This is a genomic window from Curtobacterium sp. DN_7.5, assembly GCF_022655355.1.
Classification (GTDB): Bacteria; Actinomycetota; Actinomycetes; order Actinomycetales; family Microbacteriaceae; genus Curtobacterium; species Curtobacterium luteum.
On the sequence record NZ_CP093378.1, the window covers coordinates 2,572,925 to 2,599,550 of the forward strand.

At 73.2% G+C, this 26,626-nt stretch carries 27 protein-coding genes; 14 read left to right on the forward strand and 13 right to left on the reverse strand.

The genetic code is table 11. The annotated features are described in order from the left end of the window. The first annotated feature begins 41 nt into the window (after positions 1–41). Positions 42–494 (forward strand): type II 3-dehydroquinate dehydratase, encoded by a 453-nt coding sequence (gene aroQ, locus MON03_RS11825; protein WP_022903679.1) that lies wholly within the window; start codon positions 42–44, stop codon positions 492–494. Positions 495–642: 148 nt separating this feature from the next. Here the strand turns inward: aroQ and MON03_RS11830 are convergent, their stop codons facing one another. Further along, positions 643–1,239 carry an NAD(P)H-dependent oxidoreductase gene (locus MON03_RS11830; protein ID WP_031273517.1) on the reverse strand — a complete coding sequence of 199 codons (597 nt, stop codon included), beginning with the start codon at positions 1,237–1,239 and terminating at the stop codon, positions 643–645. Positions 1,240–1,334: 95 nt separating this feature from the next. Here MON03_RS11830 and MON03_RS11835 point away from each other — a divergent pair, with 95 nt between their 5' ends. Next, positions 1,335–1,799: an MSMEG_6728 family protein gene (locus tag MON03_RS11835; RefSeq protein ID WP_242088547.1), complete on the forward strand. Its 465-nt coding sequence runs from the start codon at positions 1,335–1,337 to the stop codon at positions 1,797–1,799. A 286-nt stretch (positions 1,800–2,085) separates the two neighbouring features. Here MON03_RS11835 and MON03_RS11840 read toward each other — a convergent pair whose 3' ends face one another. The 6 genes from MON03_RS11840 to MON03_RS11865 form a co-directional block, all read right to left on the reverse strand. Beyond that, positions 2,086–2,379 carry a hypothetical protein gene (locus tag MON03_RS11840; RefSeq protein WP_022903676.1) on the reverse strand — a complete coding sequence of 98 codons (294 nt, stop codon included), beginning with the start codon at positions 2,377–2,379 and terminating at the stop codon, positions 2,086–2,088. A 102-nt stretch (positions 2,380–2,481) separates the two neighbouring features. Then, on the reverse strand, positions 2,482–3,621 hold the full coding sequence (locus tag MON03_RS11845; RefSeq protein WP_242088549.1) for a cysteine desulfurase family protein: 1,140 nt from the start codon (positions 3,619–3,621) through the stop codon (positions 2,482–2,484). A 1-nt stretch (position 3,622) separates the two neighbouring features. Further along, entirely contained in the window at positions 3,623–4,531 is a 909-nt protein-coding gene (gene nadC / locus MON03_RS11850; RefSeq protein WP_242088551.1) for a carboxylating nicotinate-nucleotide diphosphorylase, read from the reverse strand. Continuing rightward, positions 4,528–6,147: an L-aspartate oxidase gene (gene nadB / locus MON03_RS11855; RefSeq protein WP_242088553.1), complete on the reverse strand. Its 1,620-nt coding sequence runs from the start codon at positions 6,145–6,147 to the stop codon at positions 4,528–4,530. Before nadB ends, nadC begins: the two co-directional genes overlap by 4 nt. A gap of 32 nt (positions 6,148–6,179) precedes the next feature. Then, positions 6,180–7,451: a quinolinate synthase NadA gene (gene nadA, locus MON03_RS11860; RefSeq protein ID WP_175329512.1), complete on the reverse strand. Its 1,272-nt coding sequence runs from the start codon at positions 7,449–7,451 to the stop codon at positions 6,180–6,182. Positions 7,452–7,459: 8 nt separating this feature from the next. Next, a complete protein-coding gene (locus MON03_RS11865; RefSeq protein WP_242088554.1) occupies positions 7,460–8,167 on the reverse strand; it encodes an NUDIX hydrolase in 708 nt (235 codons plus the stop codon). 103 nt (positions 8,168–8,270) lie between these two features. Between MON03_RS11865 and MON03_RS11870 the strand changes: the two genes are divergently transcribed. From MON03_RS11870 to MON03_RS11880, 3 genes are all read left to right on the forward strand, one after another. Beyond that, positions 8,271–8,552: an acylphosphatase gene (locus MON03_RS11870; RefSeq protein WP_022903371.1), complete on the forward strand. Its 282-nt coding sequence runs from the start codon at positions 8,271–8,273 to the stop codon at positions 8,550–8,552. Positions 8,553–8,704: 152 nt separating this feature from the next. Continuing rightward, on the forward strand, positions 8,705–10,180 hold the full coding sequence (locus MON03_RS11875; protein ID WP_242088555.1) for an MDR family MFS transporter: 1,476 nt from the start codon (positions 8,705–8,707) through the stop codon (positions 10,178–10,180). Positions 10,181–10,298: 118 nt separating this feature from the next. After that, positions 10,299–11,546, forward strand: a complete 1,248-nt coding sequence (locus tag MON03_RS11880) for an FAD-binding protein (RefSeq protein ID WP_242088556.1) — start codon at positions 10,299–10,301, stop codon at positions 11,544–11,546. An 81-nt stretch (positions 11,547–11,627) separates the two neighbouring features. Here MON03_RS11880 and MON03_RS11885 read toward each other — a convergent pair whose 3' ends face one another. Then, positions 11,628–12,125: a 2'-5' RNA ligase family protein gene (locus MON03_RS11885; protein ID WP_242088557.1), complete on the reverse strand. Its 498-nt coding sequence runs from the start codon at positions 12,123–12,125 to the stop codon at positions 11,628–11,630. Positions 12,126–12,285: 160 nt separating this feature from the next. On the opposite strand from MON03_RS11885, the gene MON03_RS11890 reads away from it, so the two are divergent. The 3 genes from MON03_RS11890 to MON03_RS11900 are packed head-to-tail and all read left to right on the forward strand — an operon-like array spanning position 12,286 to position 14,944. Next, positions 12,286–13,236 (forward strand): MetQ/NlpA family ABC transporter substrate-binding protein, encoded by a 951-nt coding sequence (locus MON03_RS11890; RefSeq protein ID WP_242088558.1) that lies wholly within the window; start codon positions 12,286–12,288, stop codon positions 13,234–13,236. After that, positions 13,236–14,276 carry a methionine ABC transporter ATP-binding protein gene (locus MON03_RS11895; protein WP_022903376.1) on the forward strand — a complete coding sequence of 347 codons (1,041 nt, stop codon included), beginning with the start codon at positions 13,236–13,238 and terminating at the stop codon, positions 14,274–14,276. Before MON03_RS11890 ends, MON03_RS11895 begins: the two co-directional genes overlap by 1 nt. After that, positions 14,273–14,944, forward strand: coding sequence for a methionine ABC transporter permease (locus MON03_RS11900; protein WP_022903377.1), 672 nt, complete (start codon positions 14,273–14,275; stop codon positions 14,942–14,944). The genes MON03_RS11895 and MON03_RS11900 overlap by 4 nt, the downstream gene beginning before the upstream one ends. Positions 14,945–15,391: 447 nt before the next feature. Here MON03_RS11900 and MON03_RS11905 read toward each other — a convergent pair whose 3' ends face one another. Both MON03_RS11905 and MON03_RS11910 read right to left on the reverse strand, forming a co-directional pair. Continuing rightward, positions 15,392–16,168: an endonuclease/exonuclease/phosphatase family protein gene (locus MON03_RS11905; protein ID WP_175329517.1), complete on the reverse strand. Its 777-nt coding sequence runs from the start codon at positions 16,166–16,168 to the stop codon at positions 15,392–15,394. Positions 16,169–16,395: 227 nt separating this feature from the next. Next, positions 16,396–17,808 (reverse strand): MFS transporter, encoded by a 1,413-nt coding sequence (locus tag MON03_RS11910; RefSeq protein ID WP_242088559.1) that lies wholly within the window; start codon positions 17,806–17,808, stop codon positions 16,396–16,398. A 172-nt stretch (positions 17,809–17,980) separates the two neighbouring features. On the opposite strand from MON03_RS11910, the gene MON03_RS11915 reads away from it, so the two are divergent. Genes MON03_RS11915 through MON03_RS11935 form a run of 5 tightly spaced genes read left to right on the forward strand, consistent with a single transcriptional unit; the run spans position 17,981 to position 23,204 of the window. Continuing rightward, complete coding sequence (locus MON03_RS11915; RefSeq protein ID WP_175329519.1) at positions 17,981–19,117, forward strand: alanine racemase; 1,137 nt, start codon at positions 17,981–17,983, stop codon at positions 19,115–19,117. Continuing rightward, positions 19,114–19,950, forward strand: a complete 837-nt coding sequence (locus tag MON03_RS11920) for an IclR family transcriptional regulator (protein WP_242088561.1) — start codon at positions 19,114–19,116, stop codon at positions 19,948–19,950. Before MON03_RS11915 ends, MON03_RS11920 begins: the two co-directional genes overlap by 4 nt. Beyond that, positions 19,947–20,924, forward strand: a complete 978-nt coding sequence (locus MON03_RS11925; protein WP_242088563.1) for a sugar kinase — start codon at positions 19,947–19,949, stop codon at positions 20,922–20,924. The genes MON03_RS11920 and MON03_RS11925 overlap by 4 nt, the downstream gene beginning before the upstream one ends. 28 nt (positions 20,925–20,952) lie before the next feature. Next, a complete protein-coding gene (locus MON03_RS11930; RefSeq protein WP_242088565.1) occupies positions 20,953–21,603 on the forward strand; it encodes a bifunctional 4-hydroxy-2-oxoglutarate aldolase/2-dehydro-3-deoxy-phosphogluconate aldolase in 651 nt (216 codons plus the stop codon). Continuing rightward, a complete protein-coding gene (locus tag MON03_RS11935; RefSeq protein WP_242088567.1) occupies positions 21,600–23,204 on the forward strand; it encodes an N-acyl-D-amino-acid deacylase family protein in 1,605 nt (534 codons plus the stop codon). Before MON03_RS11930 ends, MON03_RS11935 begins: the two co-directional genes overlap by 4 nt. A 54-nt stretch (positions 23,205–23,258) precedes the next feature. Here the strand turns inward: MON03_RS11935 and MON03_RS11940 are convergent, their stop codons facing one another. Beyond that, positions 23,259–23,642, reverse strand: coding sequence for a RidA family protein (locus tag MON03_RS11940; protein ID WP_022903135.1), 384 nt, complete (start codon positions 23,640–23,642; stop codon positions 23,259–23,261). Positions 23,643–23,790: 148 nt separating this feature from the next. Between MON03_RS11940 and MON03_RS11945 the strand changes: the two genes are divergently transcribed. After that, positions 23,791–25,029: a hypothetical protein gene (locus MON03_RS11945; protein WP_022903136.1), complete on the forward strand. Its 1,239-nt coding sequence runs from the start codon at positions 23,791–23,793 to the stop codon at positions 25,027–25,029. A 102-nt stretch (positions 25,030–25,131) separates the two neighbouring features. Here MON03_RS11945 and MON03_RS11950 read toward each other — a convergent pair whose 3' ends face one another. Continuing rightward, positions 25,132–25,623, reverse strand: a complete 492-nt coding sequence (locus tag MON03_RS11950; protein WP_175329524.1) for a pyridoxamine 5'-phosphate oxidase family protein — start codon at positions 25,621–25,623, stop codon at positions 25,132–25,134. Between the two features lie 289 nt (positions 25,624–25,912). Beyond that, positions 25,913–26,539, reverse strand: a complete 627-nt coding sequence (locus tag MON03_RS11955; RefSeq protein ID WP_031273272.1) for a hypothetical protein — start codon at positions 26,537–26,539, stop codon at positions 25,913–25,915. Positions 26,540–26,626 lie beyond the last annotated feature (87 nt).

Below are 26,626 nucleotides of genomic sequence, written 5' to 3' on the forward strand. Positions count from 1 at the left end.
GGTACCGGCACCCGCCCGGCCTGCTCGCTAGGCTCGGACCCATGACCGCCCCGCGCATCCTCGTGCTCAACGGCCCGAACCTCGACATCCTCGGCCGACGCGACCCGGCGCAGTACGGCACGACGACCCTGGCCGAGATCGAGGCCATCGTGCACACCGAGGCCGCGGTCCACGAGCTCGAGGCCGACTTCCGCCAGACCAACCGCGAGGGCGAGCTCGTGGAGTGGCTGCACGAGGCGCTCGACGACTTCGTCGGGGTGGTGATCAACCCCGCGGCCTACGCGCACACGTCGGTGGCGCTCCACGACGCGGTCGAGGCGCTCACCGTGCCCGTCGTCGAGGTGCACCTGTCGAACACGTGGAAGCGCGAGCCGTTCCGGCACGTCGACCACGTGGCGACCGCGGCGACGGCGGTCATCGCCGGCGCTGGAGCCGACGGGTACCGGCTCGCGGTCGCGCACGTCGCGTCGCTGGTGGCGGACCCCACCGACTGACGGCCTGGAGGCACGGTGCGGGCCCGATCCGCGCCTCCCGTCCGCCTGATGGTCGCGACGGCACGGGTGAGCGACCCCGCCCATCGGACGGCGGTCGGCGGCGGCGCCGACGGCGGCCCGCGGCCCGCGGCCTGCGGCCCGCGACCCGCTAGAACTCGGCGGGACGGCGCACGTCGGGCATGCCGGCCGTGGCGAAGCCCCCGCGGATGATCGGGACGGCCCGCCGGACGGCCTGGTCGATGCGGAGCTCGAGGTCGACGCTCGCGATGTCGTAGCCGCCCTCGCGCTTGGCGAAGTCGCGCTCGTTGCCGAACACCCCGAGCGGCAGCGTCGTCGACTGGAAGAAGCCGAACAGCGGCCGCATCTGGTGCTCGACGAGCAGGGCGTGCCGGTCGCTGCCGCCCGTCGCCGTGAGGAGCACCGGGGTGTCGACGAGGTCGTACTGTCCGACCCAGTCGAAGAAGAGCTTGAACGCGCCCGAGTAGGCGGCGCGGAAGGCGGGGCTGCCCACGACGAGGACGTCGGCCGACTCGACGAGCTCGAGCGCGCGGACCGTCGCCGGCGCCATGGCCTCTCGCGAACCGGCTGCGCCGAGGTCCGCCAGGAGCGGGCCGATCTCCACGGTCTCGGTCCGAGCGTCCTCGATCTCCTGCCCGAGCCGCTCGACGGTCGCCGCGACCAGGGTCGAGGTCCGGGACGGGTCGGACGGGCTGCCGCTGACGCCGACGACGAGTTCTCCGCTCATGCCGTCGATGCTCACACGCGGGGCGGGCCCGAGGTGCGCGTGTGACGGCATGTGTCGGGCAGCACTGCCAGAGCGCGGCGCGTACGGTCGGGCCGATGCAGACGTTCCTGCCGTTCGCGGACTTCCGGGCCTCGGCCGAGGTGCTCGACGACCGACGACTCGGCAAGCAGCGGGTCGAGACGCTCCAGGTGATGCGCGCGCTGACGATCCCCGGGTACGGGTGGCAGAACCACCCCGTCACCGCGATGTGGCGGGGGTACCGACCGGCGCTCATGGCGTACCAGGACGCGACCTGCGCGGTCTGGGTCGAGCGCGGGCACCCGGACACCTGTCGTGACAAGACCGTGGCGGACCTGGCGCTCGTGCCCGAGGACCTCGAGGCGTACGCGTCCGGTCGGTTCGCGGTGCCGCCGTGGAACGACGACGAGGAGCTGCACCGGTCACACCGGTCGAAGCTGCTGCAGAAGGCGCCGGAGCACTACCGGCCGCTGTTCCCGGACGACCCGGACGACCTGCCGTACGTCTGGCCGGGGACGGTCGCGGCGGGCGCTCGCGAATGACGGCCGGCGCTCGCGACTGACGCGGGCGGCACGAGCGCGCGGTCAGGCGGTCCCGCGGCATGCGCCGCGGGCACGGGCGACACCGGCCCGCCGTGGGCGTCAGGGGACGGCGTCGTCCAGGGGATCGACGCCACGCCCACGGCGGATCGCGGTGTGCGGCGGGGCACGACGACAGGGGGATGCCGTGCCCCGCGCCGGACGCAGATCAGGGGTTCGCGTCCGGCTGGGTGCACCGCGCGCCCACAGGGGGACGGGCGTCGCGGTGCTGGTCGGGCAGTGGTGTACCTCAGTGGGGGTGTTCGGTGTCCCCTCGGTACCGGTCCGATTCGGTCGGTGTGGGCATCGACCGGCGCTCGGATCCGTGGGCGGCGGCTCGGTCGCAGGCCGGCCGGATCATCGGGAGCAGGGCACTCCCGACGGTCGCGAGGGCGCCGACGACGGCGATGACCCCGAGGGGTCCGGCGCCGAGGTCGTGCTGGGCGGCCACGACGAGCGCGAGGACGGTCGCGGGGGCGGGGAGGAGCTGGACTGCCCGGAAGCGGTCCTCCCGCCGGACCCGAGTCGTGATCGCGTTTGCCATGAGGACAGCCTGACGCACTTCAGCGGTCCGCAAAAGGGGGGACACGTCCCCACTCATGGAGTAGAACGTCTAGTACACTCTGCGAAGGTGCCGGGCGGTCGGTCAGGCCAGCGCGCGCACCGCGGCGACGGCGTCCCGCACTGCCTCGACGACGAGCGGGACGTCGGCCTCGGTGAGCGTCTCGTCGAAGGTCAACCGCACGGCCGACCGCGCGGTGTCCTCGTCGAGCCCGAGCGCGGTGAGGACGTGCGACGCCTCGGTGCTGCCAGCCGCGCACGCGCTCCCCGAGGAGGACACGACGTCGCGCTGCTCCAGTTCCAGCAGCACGGTCTCGCCGTGCACGCCCGGGAAGCAGAACGAGGCGTGCCCCGGCAGCCGGGCCGTCCGCGAGCCCGTGACGATCGACCCGGGCACCGCGGCGAGGACCCCGTCGAGGACGGCCTCGCGCGTCCGGGTCGCCCGGTCCGCCGCGTCCGCCCGCTCCTCCGCGTGCAGCGTCAGCGCCGTGGCGACCGCGACCGCGCCAGCGACGTCCTCCGTGCCCGACCGCCGCCCCCGCTCCTGCCCGCCCCCGTGCAGGAGCGGCTCCAGCGGCGTCCCCGAACGCACGACGAGGACGCCGGTGCCCTTGGGCGCACCGAGCTTGTGACCGGACAGCGAGACGGCGTCGGCGTCGGTGTCGGACGGCCCGACCGGCAACCACGGCGCGGACTGCACCGCGTCGGTGTGGAAGCGGGCGCCGACCGCGCGAGCGACCGCCGCGAGCGCTCGGACGTCCTGGACCGTGCCGACCTCGTTCGATGCGTGCGCGATCGACACGAGCGTGGTGTCCGGTCGGAGGGCCGCGGCGAGTACCTCCGGGTCGACCACGCCGTCCCCGTCGACCGGCAGCACCGTCACGTCGAAGCCGTGGTGTCGCTCGAGGTACCGGCAGCTCTCGAGCACGGCCTCGTGCTCGATCGCGCTCGTGACCACGTGCCGTCCCCGGGGAGCTGCGAGCGCGATGCCCTTCACGGCCGTGTTCGCCCCTTCCGTCCCGCCGGTGGTGAACACGACCTCCGCCGGGCGGCACCCGAGCACCCGGGCGGCCGCGGCGCGGGCGTCGGCGAGACCCCGCGCAGCGGCGTCGCCGACCCCGTGCGTCGACGAGGGGTTCCCGAACGTCCCCGTCAGGTACGGCCACATCGCTTCGAGGACCTCGCGGCGGACGGGCGTCGTGGCGGCGCGGTCGAGGTAGAACACGTCAGGCCGAGACGGCGACGTCGAGCCCGAGGTCGAGGGCCCGCGCCGAGTGCGTGAGGGCGCCGACGGAGATGACGTCGACCCCGGTGGCGGCGATCGCGGCGACCGTGTCGAGGTTCACGCCGCCCGATGCCTCGACCAGCGCGCGCCCGCCGACGACCGCGATGCCCTCCCGGAGCGCGTCCGGCCCGAAGTTGTCGAGCATGATCGTGTCGACGCCGGCCGCGACGACGGGCTCGATCTGGTCGACCCGGTCCACCTCGACCTCGAGGTGCACCGTGTGACCGAGCCGCTGGCGGGCGGACCGGACGGCGTCGCCGATGTCGATGCCGTCGGCGAGGAGCACCGCGAGGTGGTTGTCCTTCGCCATCACCGCATCGGACAGCGACGTGCGGTGGTTCCGCCCGCCGCCGCAGCGCACCGCGTAGCGCTCGAGTGCGCGGAGGCCCGGCGTCGTCTTGCGGGTGTCGACGATCCGCGCCTGCGTCCCCGCGACGGCCGCGACGTAGGCCGCGGTGAGGGTCGCGACGCCGGACATCCGCTGCACGAGGTTGAGGGCCACGCGCTCGGCCCGGAGCACGGACCGCGCCGGGCCGGACACCGTCACGAGGGTGTCCCCAGCGTCGAACCGGGACCCGTCCGACACGTGCACCTCGGCCGTGATCAACGGGTCGACGGCGTGCATCACGCTGACGAACACGCCGCCGCCGCTCAGCACGCCGGGCTCGCGGGCGGCCAGGGTCGCGGTGGCCGTCGCCGTCGCGGGGATGAGCGTCTCGCTCGTGACGTCGCCCCAGGGTGCGTCCTCCTCGAGCGCGGTCTCGACCACCCGGCGGAGCGCGTGCGACGGGATCGTGCCCGGATCGGTGACGGCGAGGCGGTCGGTCGTCGGTGCGGTCACGTCGGTCATGCGGGTACCTCCTGCGGGACGGCGGCAGGTCGGGAGACCCAGCCGTGCGACCGCGTGGCTCGGGGATCGGTGTCGGGGTGGTCGGTCCGGGCGTGCGCGCCGCGGGACTCGGTGCGGGCCTCGGCGGCGAGCGCGGTCAGGCGGGCGAGGTCGAGCAGGCCGCGGTCCTCGTGCTCGCGGACGCCGGCGGGCGCCGGCACGCGCAGGTGGTCGAGGTCGCGACGGGCGCTCGCGAGTCCGGTCGCGTCGCGGAGGAGCCCCACGCGGTCCGTCATGACGGACTGCACCGCCCGGCGGACGTCCGCCACGTCGGTGCGGTGGTCCGGGCCTCCCGTCCGGTCCTGCCGGGAGGTACGGCGCGCGTCCGCCGCGTCGCCGACGGTCACGACGTCCAGCGCCGCGTCGCCGCGCAGGCGGAGTCGGCCGGGTCGCGGCGCGCCGAGCGCGTCCGCTGCGCGGACGGCGAAGACGAGGCCCTCGAGGAGCGAGTTCGACGCGAGCCGGTTGGCGCCGTGGACGCCCGTGCAGGCGACCTCCCCGATCGCGAGGAGCCCGGGCAGGCTGGTGCGGCCCTCGGCGTCGGTGGCGATGCCGCCCATCGCGTAGTGGGCGGCGGGTGCGACGGGCACGCCCTCGCGCGTCCAGTCGAACCCGGCGGCACGGGTCGCCCGGGTGAGTCCGGGGAACCGACGGACGAGGAACGCGGGGTCGAGCGCCGTGGCGTCGAGGAGCACGGGCTCACCGCCCTGGTCGCGGACGGCGGCGGCGATCCCCCGTGCCACGACGTCCCGCGGGGCGAGCTCGGCGTCGGGGTGGACGTCGGTCATGAACCGGCGTCCGTGCACGTCCCGGAGGACCGCGCCCTCGCCGCGCACGGCCTCGGAGACCAGGCCGCCGTCCGGCACGGCGAGGCGTGTCGGGTGGAACTGGACGAACTCGAGGTCGGCGAGGACCGCACCGGCGCGCCACGCAGCCGCCTGCCCGTCGCCCGTCGCGACGAGCGGGTTCGTCGTCTCGCGGTAGAGGTGCCCGGCACCGCCGGAGGCGAGCACGACGGCGTCGGCGTCGATCCGGCGCGGCTCGCCGAGGAGGTCGAGGACGTCCAACCCGACGACGGCGCCCTCCCGGACCACCAGGTCGACGAGGCAGGTGCGCTCGAGGATGGTGACGTGGCGGCGGTGCAGCGCGTCGACGAGGGTCCGCTCGATCGCGGCCCCCGTCGCGTCGCCGTCGGCGTGGACGACACGCCAGCGGCCGTGCGCTGCCTCGCGCCCGCGGGCGAGGTCGTCGCCGTACCGGTCGAGACTGGCGGGGTCGGTGGTGCGGTCGAACGGCACACCGAGGGCGAGCAGGTCGCGGACGCGGGCCGGCCCGTCGGTGCAGAGGACCTCGACCGCGCGGACGTCGGCGCTGCCCGCCGCCGCGACGTGCGTGTCCGCCTGGTGCAGTGCGGCGGAGTCGTCCGCGCCGAGCGCCACGGCGACCCCGCCCTGGGCGTACGCGGTCGCGCCGTCGGTCAGCGACCCCTTCGTCACCAGGGTGACGTCGTGGCGGCTGCTCGCGCGGATCGCTGCGGTGAGCCCGGCGATCCCGGACCCGACGATGACGACGTGCACGGTGTGTTCCTCCCGTCCCGGCGGCTCGGGCGTCAGCCGCGGGGCTTGGCCGCGAGCATGCGCTCGAGGGCGACCTTGGCGTCGGCCTGCACGTCGGCGGGCACGACGATCTCGTTGAGGACCTCGCCGCGGACGAGCGCCTCGAGCACCCAGGCCAGGTAGCCCGGGTGGATCCGGTACATCGTCGAGCACGGGCAGACCACCGGGTCGAGGCAGAAGATCGTGTGCTGCGGGTACTCCGCGGCGAGCCGGTTCACCATGTTGATCTCGGTGCCGATCGCGAAGGTCGTCGGCTCGGTCGCCGCGGCCACGGTCTTCCGGATGAGGTCGGTGCTGCCCGCGTGGTCCGCCGCGTCGACCACGGCCATCGGGCACTCCGGGTGGACGATGACCTGCACGCCGGGGTGGTCGCGCCGAGCCTGCTCGATCTGGTCGACGGTGAACCGGCGGTGCACCGAGCAGAAGCCGTGCCAGAGGACCACCCGGGCGTCGAGCAGGGTCTGCTCGTCGTTGCCCCCGAGCGCCTTCCGCGGGTTCCACATCGGCATGAGGTCGGTGCTGATGCCCATCGCCTTGGCGGTGTTGCGGCCGAGGTGCTGGTCGGGGAAGAACAGGACCCGCTGCCCGCGCTCGAACGCCCACTCGAGGACGGTGGCTGCGTTCGAGCTCGTGCAGACGATGCCGCCGTGCCGACCGCAGAACGCCTTGAGGTCCGCCGCGGAGTTCATGTAGGTGACGGGGATGACCGGGACGCGGCCGTCGGCGTCCGGCTCCGTGCCGTAGACCTGCTCGAGCTCGGCCCAGGCCTGCTCGACGCTGTCGATGTCGGCCATGTCGGCCATCGAGCACCCCGCGGCGAGGTTCGGCAGGATGACCCGCTGGTCGTCCCGGGCGAGGATGTCGGCGGTCTCGGCCATGAAGTGCACACCGCAGAACACGATCGCCTCGGCGTCGGGCTTGGTCAGCGCGGCGTTGGCGAGCTGGAACGAGTCGCCGAGGAAGTCCGCGTGCCGGACGACCTCGTCGCGCTGGTAGAAGTGCCCGAGGACGACCACCCGGTCGCCGAGGGTGGCCTTCGCCCGCTCGATGCGCTCGTGCAGCTCCTCGTCGCTCGCGGTCTTGTACTCGTCCGGGATGCCGCCCTGCCGCGGGGCACCGGTCGGGATGACGTCGGACATCGACGAACCCGGACCGTACCCGGGCCGGGAGTCGAAGGTCCAGGTCGGCATCGCGAGGTCCGGCGTGCACGTGGCGCCGTCGGCCTTGCCGTTGGAGATGCGTTCGATGGTGGTGGCGATGGACACGTCGGTTCCTATCGGTGCTTCGGTGTGGTGGCCGGCTGCAACGGACCGTTGTCCGCGTACGCCAGGTCGGGGTTCGAGCGGTAGAGCCGGGCGGGTCGGTGCCGCCCTCCGCTCGTGGTCTCGTCCGTCGGCAGGACTGCGTCGGTCTTCTCGACCTGCCGCCGGAAGTTCGCGGGGTCGAGCGCTCGCCCGAGCACCGCCTCGTAGACGCCGCGGAGCTCGGCGAGCGTGAACCGGTCGCCGAGGAACGCCTGCGCGATGCGGGAGTACGACATCTTGTTCCGCAGGCGCCAGAGGGCGTACGCCACGATGCGGTCGTGGTCGAACGCGAGCGGCGGGTGCTCGTCGGCGAGGAACCACCGGACGTTCCAGTCGTCGGGCACGACGTTCGCCTCGTCCGGGTGCACCAGGGCCCAGTACACGATGGACACCACCCGGTTCGGCGAGCGGTCCACGTCGCCGAACGCGTACAGCTGCTCGAGGTACCGCGGCTGCACGTTGGTGGTCTCGCGCAGGCGTGCGGCCGCCGAGTCCTCGAGGCCCTCGTCCGGCTGCACCCAGCCGCCCGGGAGCGCCCACGACCCCTCGAACGGTTCGGCGACGCGGCGCACGAGCGGCATCCACAGCGCCGGTGCGCCGGTGTCGGGGTGCGGGCGCAGCGCGACGATCACGGTGGACACCGCGACGCGGATGTGGGCTTCAGGGGATAGTGTCATTGTGACTCGAAGTGTTCGGGTTGCGATGACTCTATCACCGGGTTTCACGAGTCGGTAACACCGCCGAAAACTCGTCCGGAGAGCGCACGCCTACGGTGAGGGCATGACGACGGTGACGAGGATGCACGCGGTGGTTTCGGGCACGGTGCAGGGGGTCGGTTTCCGGTACTGGACGGCACGGAAGGCCGACGGGCTCGAGCTCGTCGGGTACGCCCGGAACCTGTTCGACGGGACGGTCGAGGTCGAGGCGGAGGGGCCGTCGCCGGCCGTCGACCGTCTCATGGAGCTGCTGCAGAGCGGACCCCCCTCCGCCGAGGTGACCGAGGTCGCGCTGCGCCCGGTCGTCCCGCACGGCGACACCGAGGGGTTCTCGATCCTCCACTGAACGCGGTGCACGGCGGAACGGCGGGGTCGCGTCCGTGCGGACCTGCCGCGTGTCGGGCGGAAGCGGAATAATCGAATCCGTTCAGGCGGTTGCCCTGTCTGCGCTCCGGCGCCCCCTCGTCCCGCACGTCGCGATCCTCCCAGGAGCCCCGCATGACCCAGGCCGTCGATTCCGCACCCCGGACCGGGAGCGTGACGCAGCCGTCGCCCGGCGAGACCCGACTCGTGATCGGACTCCTGCTCGTCTCGGCCTTCGTGGTCATCCTCAACGAGACGATCATGGGCGTGGCGCTGCCCCGGCTCATGGACGACCTCGGGATCAGCGCCGCCACCGGGCAGTGGCTCACGACCGGCTTCCTGCTCACCATGGCCGTCGTGATCCCGGTCACCGGCTTCCTGCTGCAGCGCTTCGACACGCGTCCGGTGTTCGTGTGGGCGATGAGCCTGTTCTCCGCCGGGACCCTGATCGCACTCCTCGCACCCGGGTTCTCGATGCTGCTCGTCGGACGCATCGTCCAGGCCAGCGGGACGGCGATCATGATGCCGCTCCTGATGACCACCGTGCTCACCCTGGTCGAGCCCGCGCACCGCGGTCGCGTCATGGGCAACATCTCGATCGTCATCTCCGTCGCACCGGCCGTCGGCCCGACGATCTCCGGGCTGATCCTCAACGCGTTCTCGTGGCGGTGGCTCTTCGGCTTCGTGCTGCCGATCGCGATCGCCGCGCTCGTCCTCGGCATGGTGAAGGTCCGGAACGTCTCGACGCCGCGGAAGGCCCCGATCGACGTCCTGTCGGTGGTCGTCTCCGCCGTCGCGTTCGGCGGCATCGTCTACGGCCTGTCGAGCATCGGCGAAGCGGGATCGACCGGGCCGCTGGTGCCGGTCCTGTCGCTCGTGGTCGGGTTCGTGGCGCTCGCGCTCTTCGTGTTCCGCCAGACCCGTCTCCAGCGCACCGACTCCGCCCTGCTCGACCTGCGCACCTTCCGGACGCGCGGGTTCACGGTCCCGATCGTCGCGATGGTGATCAGCTTCATGGCGATGTTCGGCACGCTCATCCTGCTGCCGATCTACCTCGAGCGCGTCCTCGGGCTCGAGGTCCTGCAGGTCGGGCTCCTCCTGCTCCCCGGCGGCCTCATCATGGGCCTGCTCTCCCCGGTCGTCGGTCGCGTCTACGACCGCCGTGGCCCGCGGGTGCTCCTCGTCCCGGGGGCGATCATCGTCAGTGCCGTCCTCTGGGCGCTCTCGACCGTCGGTGTCGAGACCAGCGTGTGGTTCGTGCTCGGCGCACACGTCGTGCTGAGCATCGGACTCGCCCTGACCTTCACGCCGCTGTTCACCGCGGCGCTCGGCGGACTCCCGCCGACGCTGTACTCGCACGGCAGCGCGGTCCTCGGCACCGCCCAGCAGCTCGCCGGTGCTGCCGGCACCGCGCTCTTCGTGACGCTGCTGACGATCGGGGCGGCCGGCGCGGCGAGCTCGGGCGCGGACGACGTCGCGGCGGCCACCGCGGTGGGCGTCCGGACGGCGTTCCTCGTCGGGGCGGTCATCTCGCTGGTGGGCATCGCGACCGCCTCGATGGTCCGCCGCCCGGCGACCCCGGAAGGCGCGCCCGCTCCCGCGGTGCACTGAGCCCGGGCACGTCGGCGCGCCGCCGCGTCGCCGGGGCCCGCTGCGGCCGTCGTTCCCTCGGGGCAGGTCGGCACGCACCCGACCCCGGCTGTCGGCGGCGCGTGGCATCGTGGGCGCCATGCGGTCGACAGCGAGCGAGCTCAACTGGTCCGGCACGGTCACCTACACAGCCGAGCGCATCCTCCGCCCGACCTCCGTCGCCGAGGCCGCGGAGATCGTCGCCCGCTCCCCGCGGGTGCACGGCCTCGGCACCCGGCACTCCTTCAACGACGTCGCCGACTCCCCCGGCGTGCTGCTCGACCTCACCGACATCCCGACCGACCTCCAGGTCGACGCCGAGCGGCGGACCGCGACGATGGGCGCCGGCACGCGCTACGGCCTCGTCGCCCCGGACCTCGACCGCGCCGGGTTCGCCCTGCACAACACGGGGTCGCTGCCGCACATCTCGATCGGCGGCGCGATCGCCACCGGCACGCACGGCTCCGGCACGACCCTCGGATCGCTGAGCACCGCGGTCCGTTCCCTCGAGCTGATCGGTCCGGACGGGGGTCTCCGTACCGTCCACCGCGGCGACCCCGGCTTCGACGGCACCGTCCTGCACCTCGGCCTGTTCGGCATCGTCACCCGCGTGACCCTCGACGTCGAACCCTCGTACCGCATGCGGCAGGACGCCTACGGTCCGGTCCCGTGGGACGTCTTCACCGCGAACGTGGCAGGCATCCACACCGCCGGCTACTCGGTCTGCTCGTACACGGTCTTCGGCGACGAGATCAGCGAGGTCCTGGTGAAGTCGCGCGTGCCCGACGGGGCGAACGACGTCACCGTCACGGACAGCCTCCTCGGCGCCCCGAAGCGCCCGGGGACCCCCGGCGACGGCCACCACACGGCCCGCGACGGCTCGGTCGGCCCGTGGTGGGACCGCCTCCCGCACTTCCCCATCGAGTCGGTGCCGAGCGTCGGGTCCGAGGTGCAGAGCGAGCACTTCGTGCCCCTCCAGCACGCGGCGGCCGCGCTCGACGCCGTTCGCACGATGGCCGACCGGATCCACCCGCACCTGCACGTCTGCGAACTCCGCACGATGGCCGCGGACCCGTTCTGGCTGAGCCCGACCCAGGGCGAGGACGTCCTCTGCATCGCGTTCACCTGGCGGAAGCACCCCGCCGAGGTGGCAGCGCTGCTGCCGGACCTCGAGGCGCTGCTCGCCCCGTACGACGGGCGCCCGCACTGGGGGAAGATGAGTTCCCTGGACGGCGAGGCGATCGCCGGGCTGTACCCGCGCCTCCCGGCCGTCCGCGACCTCGTCCGCGCAGCGGACCCGGACCGGGTCTTCGGCTCCGCCTTCGCGGAGCGTGTGCTCGGAGTCTGACGACGGGCGTCGGATCGCGCGCAGCGTCGCCCGCGCGGTCGACGACCGGCCAGGAGGCCCGTCCCGTGTCCGCCCCATCGCTCACCCGAGCGGCGTCACCGTCTTCGTGTCCCCGTCCCAGAACCGGACGCCGCCCACCTCGAGCACGTCGGGCAACGGCGCCCGGCGGAGCGCGGCGACCGCGCGCGGCAGGTCGACGTCGCGCACGCGGCGTGCGAGCGTGAGGTGCGGCGACCACGCTCCCGGCAGCACGGTGTCGACCCCGCCGGGTGCGGCTCGGTGCACCGCGGCGTGGAACGCGGTGAGCGCCTGTTCCACCACCACGGCCCGGACGAGCACCGACCGCTCGGTCCCGGCCGGGAAGAGCAGCACGCCGCCGACCCGGAGCTCCGTCGGCACCGGTGCGTCGAACCCGGCCGGGACGGCGAGGTCCGGGCCGGCCGTCAGCGTCACGTGCGGAGCGTTCGACGCGGACACGTGCCGGCCGAGGCTCGGCAGGTCGTCGGCGATCAGCGCGTCCCACACCGCTCGCACGGCAGCGTCCGCCGCGGGGGTCAGGACGAGTTCGATGCTCCGCACGCGTCCGAGTGAACCGGACGGCGCTGTCACACGGCTGTAACACGGCGGAACGCAACTCGCGGCACCCACCGGTCACCGGTCACACTCGTCGGACGCCGCGGACCGCCGATGCTCCGTGTGCCGTCGAAGACCCCGCACAGCCCAGCCCACGAGGAGCACCATGTCCGCACCTGCACTGCCCCAGAAGCCGAAGGGCAAGCGTCCGATCGGCTGGATCGTCGCCGCGGCCGTCGTCGTCGTCGCGATCGTCGTCGCCCTGATCGTCGGTGCCGTCCGCTCCGGTGGGGACGGCGGCGCCGGGGCTGCCGGCGACAGCGCGGCGAAGACCGTGAAGATCGGTGTCGCCGACAAGGCGCTGCCGTACTGGAAGACGTACACGAAGCTCGCGAAGGACAAGCTGAACGTCACCGTGCAGCTGGTCAACTTCTCCGACTACTCGCTGCCGAACCCGGCGTTGAAGGACCAGCAGGTCGACATCAACCAGTTCCAGCACATCCAGTACCTCGCGGACTACAACGTCACCTCGAAGGACGACATCCAGCCGATCGGCTCGACCGCCGTCTACCCGCTGCCCCTGTACGCGACGAAGTACGACAGCGCCTCGGCCCTGCCGGCGAACGCGAAGGTCGCGATCCCGAACGATGCGATCAACCAGGCGCGTGCGCTCCTCGTGCTGCAGGACGCGAAGCTCCTGACGCTGAAGGACGGTGGCACCGCGTTCTCGACGACCGCGGACATCGAGACCCACAAGGTCGACGTGCAGACGCTCGACGCCTCGCAGACCGCGAACGCACTCCAGCAGGGCTCCGTCGCGGCCGCCGTCGTGAACAACAACTTCGCGACCGCCGCCGGCCTGCCGGTGAAGGACGTCATCTCGAAGGACGACCCGTCGAGCGCCAGCGCTGCTCCGTACGTCAACGTGTTCGCCGTCCGTGACGCCGACAAGGACAACTCGACCTACCTGGCGCTCGCCAAGCTGTTCCAGGACAGCTCCGTGCAGCAGGCGTTCAAGGAGGACTACCCGCAGGCCGTCGCGCGCAACGTGAGCGCGGCCGACCTGCAGAGCGAGCTCGCGACCGTCGAGCAGGACGCGAAGGCGGCCAAGCAGTAGTGCCCGCGCTCGTCGAACTCCGCGGCGTCTCGAAGCACTACCGCCGCGCCGACACCGGCGAGTCCGTCACCGCGGTCGACGACGTCGACCTGGACGTGCACCAGGGCGAGGTCCTCGGGGTGATCGGGTACTCCGGTGCCGGCAAGTCGACGCTCGTCCGGCTCGTCAACGCCCTGGAGCTGCCGAGCTCCGGGTCGGTGACGGTCGCCGGACAGGAGCTGACGGCGATCCCCGAGCGGGATCGCCGTCAGGCGCGTCGGCGGATCGGGATGATCTTCCAGCAGTTCAACCTGTTCCGCTCGCGGACGATCGCGGGCAACGTCGCGTACCCGCTCAAGGTCGCCGGCGTCGCGAAGCCGGAACGCGACCGCCGGGTGGCGGAGCTGCTCGACTTCGTCGGGTTGCTCGACCGTGCGTACGCCTACCCCGAGCAGCTCTCCGGCGGGCAGAAGCAGCGCGTCGGCATCGCCCGGGCGCTCGCGTCGAACCCCGAGCTGCTCCTCGCCGACGAGGCCACCAGTGCCCTCGACCCGGACACCACGTCGGAGGTGCTCGGGCTGCTCCGCCGGGTGAACCGGGAGCTCGGCGTCACCATCATCGTCATCACGCACGAGATGGACGCCGTGCGGCAGATCGCCGACCGCGTCGCCGTCATGGAGCACGGCCGCGTGGTCGAGGTCGGCGACGTGTACGACGTGTTCTCGGCGCCGAAGACCCCGGCGGCCCAGCGCTTCGTCCGGACCGCCCTGCACGACCGGCCCTCGGCCGAGCAACTCGCACGGCTCCGCACGCACCATCCGGGACGGCTGGTCACGGTGCAGATCTCGGACGAGGTCGGCCTGCAGAACCGCATCGACGCGGCCTGGCGGTCGCACGGTGTCACGGCCGAGCTCGTGTTCGGCGGCGTCGGTGAGATCCGTGAGCGCCGCATCGGTTCGCTCACCTACGAGCTGACGAGCGACGATCCGTCCGCCGTCGACGAGGCCGTCGCCGCGCTCCGTGCGACCGGTACCACCGTGGACGAGGAGGCGGCAGCGTGAACAACACCTTCCAGAGCGTGATCGACTCGTTCGACGTCCTCGTCGGGGCGGTGCGCGACACGATCGTCATGTCGATCATCTCGCTCGTCATCGCGGGCGTCATCGGCCTGGCGCTCGGCCTCGCGTTGTACGCGACGCGGCCCGGCAACCTGCTCGGCAGCCGGACGGCGTACACGATCCTCAACGTGGTCGTGAACCTCGTCCGACCGATCCCGTTCGTGATCTTCCTCGCCGCGATCGCCCCGCTGTCCCGCGTCGTCGTCCAGACCACGATCGGGGTGCCGGCCGTGACGTTCGCCATCTCGCTCGCAGCGTCGTTCGCGGTGTCCCGGATCGTCGAGCAGAACCTGCTCGCGGTGGACCCGGGCGTCGTCGAGGCGGCTCGGGCCTCGGGCGCGCACCCGCTGTCGATCCTGCTGACCGTGCTCATCCCGGAGGGCCTCGGCCCGCTCATCCTCGGCTACACGTTCATCTACATCGGCATCGTCGACATGACGGCGCAGGGGGCGCTCGTCGGCGGGGGCGGCCTCGGCGAGTACGCGATCCAGTACGGGTCGCAGCGCTACGACTGGTGGGTCGTCTACGTGTCGGTGGCGCTGATCGTCGTCATCGTCCAGCTCGGCCAGTTCCTCGGGAACCGCCTGGCCCGCGCGACGCTGCGACGCTGACGCAGCGCGGGTCGCGGACGCGACCACGTCACGGACGGGAGGCACGGTGCTGGTGACGCACCGTGCCTCCCGTCCGTCGTATGGTCACGACGCCCCGCTCACGCTCCCCGCGCGGTCACGAAGCGTCGCCACGGACGCAGGATGACGACACTTCGTGACCACCCGCCGCACGACAGACGGAGAGTCCCGACCAGCGCCGGCGGAGGCCGCGGGCGCGGCGACGATCGGCACCGCGCGGGTCGCGCGCACGGCGCGGTCGGGACGGGAGGCACGGTGCGGGTCGGCACCGTGCCTCCCGTCCGTCGTGTGGTCACGACGCCCCGCACACACTCCCCGCGCGGTCACGAAGCGTCACTCCAGCCGCCCGGAACCGACGATTCGTGACCACCCGCCGCACGACAGACGACACGTCGCGACCGGCGGCGGAGGCGTCAGGCCACGGAGGCGTCAGGCGACGGAGGCGTTGACCGTCGGGTAGCCCGCCGTGTCACCCGGGTGCTCGTAGTGCGCCCGGACGAGGATCGGCCGGTGGTCGGACACGCCGGCCGGCAGCGTCTCGACGCCCGCGATGTGCAGGCCGACACTCGTGGCGAAGTCGAAGTGTCCGGTGAACTTGCGGTAGCGCAGGTACGTCGGCTGGTCGGAGAGCGACAGGGCGAAGCCGTGCTCCTCGATCTTGCGGCGGAGGTTCGTCTGGAACCACGGGTAGTTGAAGTCGCCGACCATGATCGCGGGGGCCTCGCTCGAGAGATCGCGGACGAACTGGTGCGCCGCCTCGATCTGCTTCCGGCGAAGCGAGTTCGTGGCCGTCAGCGGCGACGCGTGGAAGGACGCCACGATGACCTCGGTGTCGGCCTCCCGGTCGCGGAGGTGCATGGCGATGAGCCGCTCGTGGGCGGGTGCGAGGACCCGGTCGTGCAGCGACTTCTGCAGCGAGTGGATGCTGAAGTCCTGCAGGTCGAAGCGGTCGTCGCGCTTGTAGATCGCGAGGCCGAGCCGGTTCGCCTTGGTCGACGCCGCGAGCGTGAGGCCGCCGACGGACCGGGCGAGGTCGTTCGAGTCGCACTCCTGCACGCACAGGACGTCGGCCTGCGAGGCCTCGGCCAGGGACGCGAGTTCGCCGTTCGCGGTGTGCTCACGGAGGTTGTAGCTGACGACACGCAGTGCGGTCGGCTGCACGTCGGCGTCGGGGTCGATCGTCCCGTGCTGCTGTGGAGCGGCCATGCTGCCTTCCTGTTCCGGGTGGCGTCGTGTCCGGGGTACCGGGTCACCCTGCCGGAGCGAAACTACTCGGCCTCCGCGGCAGGTTGCTGAGACTGTAGCGCGGGACGGGTTTCCGGCGTGTGACCGTGTCGCGAACGGACAGCGGCGGCACGCCGGCGGCGCGTCAGACCCGCACGCGGCGCGCCGGCGGCGCGTGTGAGCCCCGCGCGCAGCGCGCTGGTGGCGCGTCAGACCCGCACGCGGCGCGCCGGCCGCACGGTCTCCCCCGCCGTCCGGCTCATCAGGACGCCCTCGACGCAGGCCACGACGAGCAGCAGGGCGATCACCCAGAACGCGACGACGTAGGGCCCCGACCCGCCGAGCCCCGCAGCCGCCCGGATCACGACGGCGGCCACCGCGACCCCGAACCCCGCCGCGGTCTGCTGGAGCGTCGACGACAGGGTGTTCGCCGGTGTCATGTCCGCCTGCTCGACGTCGGCGAACGCGATCGTGTTGTACGCGGTGAAGCCGACCGACCGCGCGGCACCGCTCACCACGAGGAGCACGGCGAGCAGCCAGAACGGCGTCTGCGGAGTCGTGAAGGCCATCGCGACGACGCTCAGCGCGGCGACCGCGGAGGACACGATGATGACCGGCCGGTACCCGAACCAGCGGAGCAACGGCGTCGTCATCGGCTTGATGCCGAGGTTGCCGACGAAGACCCAGAGCACGGCGGACCCGGCGAGCACCGCGCTCCACCCCCAGGCGTCCTGGAACAGCAGGGGGAGCACGAAGGGCACCGCCGAGACGGCGAGCCGGAAGAGGCTGCCTCCGGCGTGCGACACCCGGAAGGTCTCGAGCCGGAACGACCCGAGCCCCATGATCGGGTGCGGCGCCCGTCGGAAGTGCCGGACCGCGAGCCAGCAGCCGGCCGCTCCGACGACGCCGGACACCACGACGGCCACCACGGGGACCTCGTCGAGGGCGAGCAACGACGCCATGACGACGAGCGCACCGAGCCCGAAGCACGCCAACACCGACCCGAGCCAGTCGAACGGCACCCGCTCGGGCGCACGCTCCTGCGGCACGAGCACGAGCGCCGCGACGAACGCGACGATCCCGAGCGGGATGTTGATGAGGAAGATCCAGTGCCAGGTCAGGGTGTCCACGAGCACCCCGCCGACGAACGGGGCGATGATCGGGGCCGCGAGCGCCGGCCAGGTCAGGATCGCGATCGCGGTGACGAGGTGGTCACGGCCGGCGCTCCGCAGCACGACGAGCCGACCGACGGGCACCATCATCGCGCCGCCGAGGCCCTGCAGGATCCGCCACAGCGTCAGGTCGACCAGGCCGGTGGACATCGCGCACAGAGCCGAGGCGACCGTGAAGAGCGCGATCGCCGCCGCGAAGACGGTGCGGGAGCCGACGCGGTCGGTCACCCAGCCGCTCACCGGGATGAACACCGCCAGCGTGACGAGGTAGGCGGTGATCGCGACGCCGACCGCGGCCGAGTCGACGCCGAGGTCGCGCCCCATCGCGGGAGCAGCCGTCGCGAGGATCGTGCCGTCGAGCAGCTCCATGAAGAACGTGCCCGCGACCAGGACGGCGACCGCCGTGCTGCCTGCCCGCCGGGCGCTCGGTGTCGGTGTCGTCGTCGTCATCTCGAACGGAATGCTATGCCCGCTCGGGTTCCGGACCCGGGCCGAGCCGCCCCGCTGCGACCCACCGTTCTGCTGTGCACAATGGTCGGAGCGACGGTGTTGTCCGGACCGCGCCCAGCGGACGAGCCTGGCAGCGCGTGACGCCGTGTCACCACTCGACGAGGAGGTCCGATTGCCGAAGCACGTGCTCGACGACGTCCTGCTGCCCGTCATGACGCTCCGCGAGTCGGCCCTGGAGTCGAACGCCGCGGTGATGCAGGCCTACGTCGAGCGGCACGGGCTCCTGTTCGCGCCGCACATGAAGACGCACATGGCACCGGCGCTCGCCCGCCGTCAGACCGACCTCGGCGCGTGGGGCGTGACCGTCGCCTCGGTCCAGCAGGCCGTCGCGGCGTGGGACCACGGGTTCCACCGGATCCTCGTCGCGAACGAGGTCCTCGACCCTGCGGGACTCGCGTGGATCGCCCGCCGACGCGAGCTGGACGCCGGTGCGGACGTGCTCTTCCAGGTCGACTCCGCCGCCGGCGTCGCGGCCGCCGCCGACCACGGACCGCTCCCGGTGCTCGTCGAGATCGGCTTCCCGGGCGGCCGGACCGGGGTCCGCTCCCCCGCCGACGGGGTCGCGCTCGCGCGTGCTGCGCGGAGCGCCGGGCTCGAGGTCCGCGGCGTGACCGGGTACGAGGGCGGCCTGCCCGGCCCGGACGAGGCCCGGGAGTACGTCCGAGGGGTGCTCGCCGCCACGGCGGCGGTCCGTCCGCTCGTCACGGCGACGCGCACCCTGCTCAGCATGGGCGGCAGCGCCTGGTTCGACGCGGTCGTCGACGCGGTCGCGGACCGCCCGGACGACGTCGACGTCCTCCTCCGGTCCGGGGCGTCGCTGACGCACGACGACGGCTTCTACGCCGAGCGGACGCCCTTCGCGCGGCACCCCGAGGAGGGCCGCCTCGAAGCCGCGATCCGCGTCTGGGGCCGCGTGACGTCGGCGCCGGAACCGGGGCTCGCCCTCGTCGCCGTCGGCAAGCGGGACATCAGCTTCGACGAGGGCCTCCCGGTCGTGCGCGAGGTCCGGCCTGGAGGCACGGCTCGGGCCCGCCCCGTCACCCCGGTCCCCGGGTCGGTCACCGTCACCCGCCTCGACGACCAGCACTGCTACCTGCGGACCACCCCGGACGCGCCGGCGGTCGCTCCGGGGGACGTCGTCGTGTTCGGTGTCTCCCACCCGTGCACGGTGTTCGACAAGTGGCGGGAGGTCCTCGTGCTCGCCGACGACGACACCGTCCTCGACACGATCGAGACGGTGTTCCGGTGACCGCTCCGCACGACGTCCCCGCCCGCAACGCCGCCCTGTCGCTCCGGCGGGGCCTGCGTCTGCTCGACATCGTCGCTGACCGCACCCGGACCGGCGAGACCTCGGTCAGCCTCGGCACGCTCGCCGCCGAACTCGGCACGTCCAAGTCGACGGTGCTCCGGCTGACGGCGCCGATGGTGGAGACCGACCTCCTCCGCCGGACGGCCGACGCCGGCTTCACGCTCGGGCTCGGAGCGCTGCTCCTCGGGCAGAGCTACCTCGAGGGCATCGACCTCCGTGCCGCCGCTGCACCGTTCCTCCGCCGCACCGCCGAGCAGACCGGGCTGACGTGCCACCTCGTCGTCCCCGACGGCACCGACATCGTCTACGTCGACAAGGTGGAGACCCGCGGGACGGTCCGGATGGGCTCCCGCATCGGCAACCGGCTGCCGATGCGCAACACCGCGTCCGGCAAGGCGATCGTCGCGTTCGGCGACCCGGACCTCCTCGGCCGGGTGCTCGCACAGCCGGTGCACGCCCTGACGGCGCACACCATCACCGACGACGTCCGCTGGCGCCACGAGGTCGACCGCACCCGCGGGCGCGGCTACGGCATCGACGACCGGGAGAACGAGCCGGACATCCGGTGCGTGGCGGCGCCGGTGCTCGACCACACCAACCAGGTCGTCGGCGCGATGAGCATCTCGGGCCTGGCCTCCCGGTTCCCCGCGGCCGCCGTGCGCGAGCTCGGAGCGGGTGTGGTGCGCACCGCACAGGAGATCTCCGTCGCGCTCGGCTCGTCGTCCGCGCAGCTCGCGTTGCACCGGACCGCGCCGTCCCGGAGCGCGCGGTGAGCGGGCACGTCGTCACCATGGGCGAGACCATGCTCCTCCTGAGCGGGCGGTCGGTCGGCTCGGTGCGCGACCTCGACGCCGTGGACCTGGACACCGGCGGGGCCGAGAGCAACGTCGCGATCGGGCTCGTCCGTGCCGGCGTGCCGACGACCTGGGTGGGTCGTGTCGGGACGGACCCGGCGGGCGAGCGGGTGCTCGCGGACGTCCGCCGCACCGGCGTGGACGTCGTCGCGGTCCTCGACCCGGACCGCTCGACCGGCCTCATGATGAAGGAGCGGCTCCCCGACGGCCGGACCCGGGTGACCTACCACCGTGCGGGGTCGGCCGGGTCCGCGGTCCGGCCGGAGGACGTCCCCGACGGGCTCGTCGAACGGGCCGGACTCGTGCACCTCACCGGCATCACGACCGCGCTCTCGGACAGCGCCCGAGCCGCCGTGGACGCCGTGCTCGCCCGTGCCGACACGGCGCGCGTGCCGGTCTCCTTCGACGTCAACCACCGGCCGAAGCTCGTCGACCCCGACACCGCCCGGCAGCGCTACCGGGCCGTCGCGGAGCGGTCGAGCGTGGTGTTCGCGAGCGACGACGAGGCCCGACTCGTCCTCGGACGCCAGGAGCAGCCGGACGACGAGGAGTCCCTCGCGCACGACCTCGCGGCGATGGCCGACGGCACCGCGGTGGTGAAGCTCGGCTCCCGCGGCGCGGTGGCCTCGGTCGACGGCGTCCTGCTCCGACGGCCCGCGACACCCGTCCGCGTGGTCGACCCGGTCGGCGCCGGCGACGCGTTCGTGGCGGGGTGGCTCGCCGCGGTGCTCACCGGCGCCGGCCCGGCCGAGGCACTCGACCGGGCCGCCGACGCGGGGGCGCTCGCCTGCACGGTGCCGGGCGACTGGCAGCTCCCCGACCCCGACGCCGCGGCCCGCCCGGTCGACGGCCCGGAGGTCGACCACACCGTGCACGACCGGGTCGACCGATGACGGCCGCGCCCACGACAGGAGGACCACGATGACCGACACCGCGACCACCGGCACGGGGACGCGCCACCGCCACGAGGCCGGTCCCGCCGTCGCGATCCTCCGGGGCGGGACCGGCGAGCACGTCGAGGACGTCGTCCGCGTACTCGTCGAGTCCGGCGTGCGTGCGATCGAGCTCACCACGAACACACCACGCTGGCAGGAGGGCATGGCGTGGGCCGTCGAACGGTACGGCCGGGCCGCCGCGATCGGCGTCGGGACGGTGCTCGAACCGCGGCAGGTCGACGAGGCGGCGGCGCTCGGCGCGACCTTCGCGGTCAGCCCCCACACCGACCCCGCGATCGGCGAACGGGCGCACGAGCGCGGGCTCGGCTGGTACCCGGGAGCGGCGACGCCGACCGAGATCGTCACCGCCTGGCGGCACGGGGCCCGGGCGGTCAAGGTGTTCCCGGCCGCCCAGCTCGGCGGACCCGCCTTCCTGAAGCAGGTCCTCGCCCCGCTCGACTTCGTCGACGTGGTCCCGACCGGGGGCATCGGCATCGACGACGCGGCCGACTACCTCGCGGCCGGGGCGGTCGCGGTCGGGCTCGGCTCCCCCCTCGTGGGCGACGCGCTCCGGGACGGCGACCTCGATGCCCTCCGGCTCCGGGCCGAGCGGCTCGTCGCGGCACTGGGCCGGTGACGGCGGTGCCCGAGCCGGTGCTCCTCGCCGGTGGATCGGTCGTCGGGGCCGATGCACGCTTCCACCCGCGGGACGTCCTCGTCGTGGACGGGCGGGTCGCGGATATCGGCCGTCGGCTCAGGACCCCGTTCGACGCCGTGGTCGTGGACTGCACGGACCGGGTCGTCATGCCGGGCTTCGTCGACGCACACTCCCACGCGGGCTCGCTCGTGTTCGACGAGCGCGTGCAGCTCGCGCTCCTCCGCCAGGGCGTCACGTCGATCGTGACCGGGCAGGACGGCGTCGGGCCGGCACCGGGCGACGGCTCCTGGGCAGCGCGGTACTTCGCCGCGATCGACGGCCCCCACCCGACGTACCGCGGCGACGGGATCGCCGGCCTGCTGGCCACCTACGACGGCACGACACCGCTCAACGTCGCGACGCTCGTCCCGGCCGGCACCGTCCGGCACGAGGTGATGGGCGACGACGACGGGCCCGCGGACGCCGCGCAGCTCGACGCGATGCGGGCCCTGGTCCGCCAGGGGATGGCTGACGGAGCGGTCGGCCTCGCGACCGGGCTGGACTACGTCCCGGGCCTCCACGCTTCGACAGAGGAGATCGCCGCGCTGGCGACCGAGTCCGCCGCGGTGCGCGGCCGCTACGTCACGCACATGCGCGGCGGGTACGAGACGAACGTGGGCGCGGGCATCGACGAGATCGTCCGCATCTGCCGCGCCGGCGGCGGGTCGGCGCACGTGTCGCACCTGCACGCCCCCGTCGGCCTCGCGCTCGCGGAGCTCGAACGGGCCGCGGCACGGTGGGCGCCGCTGTCCTTCGACGCGTACCCGTACTCGCGCGGCTGCACGATCCTGTCGATGCTGCTCCTGCCGGCCGGGCTCGCCCGCCCCGGCACCGACGACCTGGCCCGCGCGCTCGACGTCGAGGGCGGCCGCGAACGGCTCCGGCGCGTGGTGCTCGAGCGAGTGCTCGGTCGGGCGGACCTCGGCGCCGGCTGGGCGGAGCAGATCACGCTCTCGCACGTCCCCGCCGCCGAGTTCCACGCGCTGCAGGGGCGGACGCTCGCCGAGGCAGCGGACGCGACCGGCACCGATCCCGTCGACCTCGCGCTCGACCTGCTCGTCGACTCGGACCTGCAGGTGACCGTCGTCATGCGCGTCCCCCATCCGCGGACCCCGCTCGAACTCGCGGAGCTGTACCGGTACGGCGGGCACACCGGCGGCTCGGACGGCATCTTCGTCGGGACGCACCCGCACCCGCGCGCGTACGGCACCTTCGCGCGGTACCTCGGGGACTACGCCCGCACGGGGTTGCTGACGTGGCGGGAGGCCCAGGAACACCTGTCGGCCCTCCCGGCGAGCCTGTTCCAGCTCGACCACCGCGGTGCCGTCGCGCCCGGCTGGACGGCGGACCTGATCGTCGTCGACCCCGAGCGGGTCGCTGCGCGGTCGACCTACGCGGACCCGATGCGGCTGGCCGAGGGCATCGACGACGTCCTCGTCGCGGGCGTGCCTGTGCTCCGGGACGGCGCACGCACCGGTGCGACCCCGGGGGCCGGACTCCGTCGCACAGCGTTCCGCCACCGGGCGCGTTCCGCGGGCTGACCTGCCCGGCGGGCCGGACCCGTCGGCGCCGGACCACCGAGCGTGAGGACCCGTTCAGGCGGCCGGCAGCACGGCGACGACGTCGATCTCGACGAGGATGCCCGCGAGGTGCGACTGGACCGTCGTCCGGACCGGGTACGGCTGCGAGAAGTGCTTGGCGTACTCCTCGTTGAACGCTGCGAAGTCCCGGTCCGAGTGCTCGAGGTGCACGGTCGACTTCACGACGTCGTCGAGCGTCGCGCCGTGCTCGGCGAGGACCGCTGCCACGTTCGCCAGGACCTGTGCGGTCTGCCCGGCGACGTCGTCGGCCATCGCCCCCGTCACGGGGTCCTGCGGGCCGAAGCCGGCGGTGTAGAGGAAGCCGTTCGCGACGATGCCCTGGCTGTAGGGTCCGGCGGGCTTCGGTGCGTGGTCGGTGACGACGGCGGTCTTCGGCATGGTTGCTCCTGTCGATCGGCTCTCCCGGTCCACCGTAGGGGGCACCGCAGTGCGCCCACCGGCCACCTGACGGCCCGTTTCCGTCCTGCAGAACGCGAACCGCGCCTCCAGGCAGGGTCTTCCCGGAACGGGCGACTACCCTCGAGCCGTGCCGCCCGAATCGACGCTCCCCGGATCGCTCGCGACCGGCCGACGGCGGCTCCTCGACCTGGCGACCAGCCTGCCGGCCTGGTCCGCCGTGCTCCTCGTCTGGGCGGGCGGGCGCGCGCTGTCGACGTTCTGGTTGGCGCTCGCGTACCCGCTGACCGGACGGGCGCTCCCGGCGAACGCGATCTGGGGCAACGACCACGGGTTCCTGTCGTTCCTGACCGCGTGGGACGGGCAGTACTACCAGCAGATCTCGCTGCAGGGCTACCCGACCACGCTGCCGACCGACGCCGCCGGCCACGTCACGCAGAACGCGTGGGCGTTCCTCCCGGCGTTCCCCTTCCTCATCCGGATGCTGACGGCGTCCACCGGGATCACGTTCGAGGTCGGCGCACCGGCCATCGCGATCATCGCCGGCCTCGTGGCCACGTACCTGCTCTACCGGCTCGTCAGCGACCACACCGGGCACCGGGCGGGCATGTGGGCGGTCTTCTTCTTCACGTGCGGCCCGCTCTCGTTCCTCCTGCAGGTCGGCTACGCGGAGAGCACGTTCCTCGCGCTGACGTTCGGCGCACTCCTCGCCCTCGAACGGCGGCGGTACGCCCTGCTCACCCTGCTCGGCGTCGCAGCGGCGTTCACCCGGCCGGGCGCGCTCGCGATCCCGCTCGTGCTCGGCGTCGTCGTCCTCGTGCGGTGGCTGCGTGCGCGCCGTGACGGTGGCCGGACCCTCGACCGGTTCCCCGTGCGGGAGCGGGTCGCCGCGGTGCTGTCCGGTCTCGCGATGGCCGCGGCCGGCGTGGCGTGGCCGGTCATCGCGACGCACGTGACCGGGACGCCGAACGCCTACCTCGAGACCGAGATGTCGTGGTGGGTCAACTTCATCGGGCGGGTCGACTTCGCACCCCTGACGCCGTGGTTCCTGATCGCGTCACGCTGGCTCGGTGTCGGCGGGGTCCTCATCGTGGTGTTCCTGCTCGTCGCGTACCCAGTGTGGCTGCTGCGCCGCTCGACACGGAAGCTCGGCACGACGACCGTGCTGTACTCCGCCGCGTACGCGCTCTACGTCTTCGCGGTGTCGCTGCCGATGGCGTCGACGCCCCGGCTGCTCATGCCGTTGGCGCCGCTGTTCGGGTCGCCGGAGCTCGTGGCCAAGCCGTGGATGCGGTGGACGTTCGTCACGTGCGCGCTGCTCGGGCAGCCGGTGCTCGTCGCGGTGCTCTGGCTGCTCGGCCCGCCGTAGGGGGCTGTGCCGCGGCTGGTCGCTGGGCCGCGATCGCGCACCGCTGTGGAACGACGAAGCCGCTGTCGGGCGACAGCGGCTTCGTCGTTCCGGGTCGGAGCCTCAGAGCTCGACCGTGCCGTGGTCGCCGGTGTCCGGCTGGCTCTGCTTGCCGAGCGCGGCCTTGAGCGTCTGTACGAGGCTGCCGACCGGGCCGGTGTCCTGGGTCCAGTACTCGACGGAGTCGCCCTCGACCGTGAGGAGCCGGATCGACGGGTCCTGCCGGCCCTGGGGGAACCAGGCCTCCGCGAACGGCGACCAGAGCTCGTCGATGACCGTCTCGTCTGTCGTCACCGTGGCGGTGCCGGCGATCGACAGGTAACCGCCCTGCGACTCGATCGCGACGTTCACGTGCGGGTTCCGGGCGATGTCCTCGACCTTCTCGCTCCCGTCCTGCACGAGGAACCGCAGGGTCCCGTTGAACGCCTTGTCCTGCACCGCGAGGGGGCGTGCGTGGAGTCCGCCGTCCTCGCTCACGGTCGTCAGCAGTGCCGTACGGGCTCCGTGGACGATGTCCGAGATGGCTGCGCGCTGGTCTGCCTCTGTGTCGGTCATGGTGCTCCTCTCGCGTCGTGCGCCCCGTTGTGCTCGACGTTCGGCCGGCCCTCGGGCGCTGTCCGTTCCGACCAGTCTGCCCGCCGACGCTGAGCGCGTCCGGCGGACAGGGCTGCGGAGCCGTGCGGAGGCGGTCGCGTGCGGGAGTGTGCGACAACACCGATGTCGTACGACCTCGACGATGTCGCCGCCGCGCGCGCGCAACTGTCGCTCCCGCAAGGAGCGACTTCGCGGACGTCGTACGACAGCGACGATGTCGTTCCGGGTCGCCCCGCCCGCCCGGAGCCCCTCAGGCAGCGGGCTCGCGGATCGTCGTCTCGACGTCGACGACCTGCGGGATGCGCGGCATCGACGCGAAGCCGAACGCGACGGGCGGGTCCAGCGGCGCGATCGACCCGAGGGACTCCCCCGCCCAGGTGCCCCGGACCCCCGTGACGTCGTGCGCCCCGGTCACGCCGTAGTACTCGCGGCGGCCGTTCCCGGCGGACCCGGCGGTTCCGGCCCCGGGTGCGACGAGCCGTGCGACCGGGTCGATCGCGGTCAGCCACCGCCAGTCGCGGGCGATCGGCTTCGGGACGATGCGGAGCACCCGGCCGAGCGGCGAGATGCCGCCGACGTCGATCGAGGCCTGCAGGGGTCCGGCGTCGAGATCGAGCCCGCGGGCGGTGCGTCTGGCACGCAGGTCGACGACGGAGACGGTGTCGAAGCGGTAGGTCCCGGAGACGTACGCCGCGACGAGCTCGTCGGGCGCGAGGAGCACCGAGCTGCCGTCGGCCTGCTCGAGGAACACGTCCGTGAACGGTCCGAAGGGCGATCGCTCCCACATGCCGACGACGATCCGGACGCCGGAGGTGGTGCCGACGCCGAGGATCTTGCCGCGGAAGCGTCGTTCGGTGGACTCGGGGTTCCGGGACATGTGCCGGACGCTACCCGTGCACGCCGAGAGCGGCGTGACGGTGGCGGACCGCGCCTCCAGGCCGGGCCCGGTCGCGACGCGCCGGAC

Coding starts and splice junctions, on each gene's coding strand:
- MON03_RS11910 (WP_242088559.1), bottom strand. CDS start 17,808: ATGACGACGACGACACCGACACCGAGCGCCCGGCGGGCAGGCAGCACG.
- MON03_RS11890 (WP_242088558.1), top strand. CDS start 12,286: ATGTCCGCACCTGCACTGCCCCAGAAGCCGAAGGGCAAGCGTCCGATC.
- MON03_RS11875 (WP_242088555.1), top strand. CDS start 8,705: ATGACCCAGGCCGTCGATTCCGCACCCCGGACCGGGAGCGTGACGCAG.
- MON03_RS11840 (WP_022903676.1), bottom strand. CDS start 2,379: ATGGCAAACGCGATCACGACTCGGGTCCGGCGGGAGGACCGCTTCCGG.
- MON03_RS11930 (WP_242088565.1), top strand. CDS start 20,953: ATGACCGACACCGCGACCACCGGCACGGGGACGCGCCACCGCCACGAG.
- MON03_RS11880 (WP_242088556.1), top strand. CDS start 10,299: ATGCGGTCGACAGCGAGCGAGCTCAACTGGTCCGGCACGGTCACCTAC.
- MON03_RS11830 (WP_031273517.1), bottom strand. CDS start 1,239: ATGAGCGGAGAACTCGTCGTCGGCGTCAGCGGCAGCCCGTCCGACCCG.
- MON03_RS11905 (WP_175329517.1), bottom strand. CDS start 16,168: ATGGCCGCTCCACAGCAGCACGGGACGATCGACCCCGACGCCGACGTG.
- MON03_RS11955 (WP_031273272.1), bottom strand. CDS start 26,539: ATGTCCCGGAACCCCGAGTCCACCGAACGACGCTTCCGCGGCAAGATC.
- aroQ (WP_022903679.1), top strand. CDS start 42: ATGACCGCCCCGCGCATCCTCGTGCTCAACGGCCCGAACCTCGACATC.
- nadC (WP_242088551.1), bottom strand. CDS start 4,531: ATGACCGACGTGACCGCACCGACGACCGACCGCCTCGCCGTCACCGAT.
- MON03_RS11940 (WP_022903135.1), bottom strand. CDS start 23,642: ATGCCGAAGACCGCCGTCGTCACCGACCACGCACCGAAGCCCGCCGGA.
- MON03_RS11835 (WP_242088547.1), top strand. CDS start 1,335: ATGCAGACGTTCCTGCCGTTCGCGGACTTCCGGGCCTCGGCCGAGGTG.
- MON03_RS11870 (WP_022903371.1), top strand. CDS start 8,271: ATGACGACGGTGACGAGGATGCACGCGGTGGTTTCGGGCACGGTGCAG.
- MON03_RS11865 (WP_242088554.1), bottom strand. CDS start 8,167: ATGACACTATCCCCTGAAGCCCACATCCGCGTCGCGGTGTCCACCGTG.
- MON03_RS11950 (WP_175329524.1), bottom strand. CDS start 25,623: ATGACCGACACAGAGGCAGACCAGCGCGCAGCCATCTCGGACATCGTC.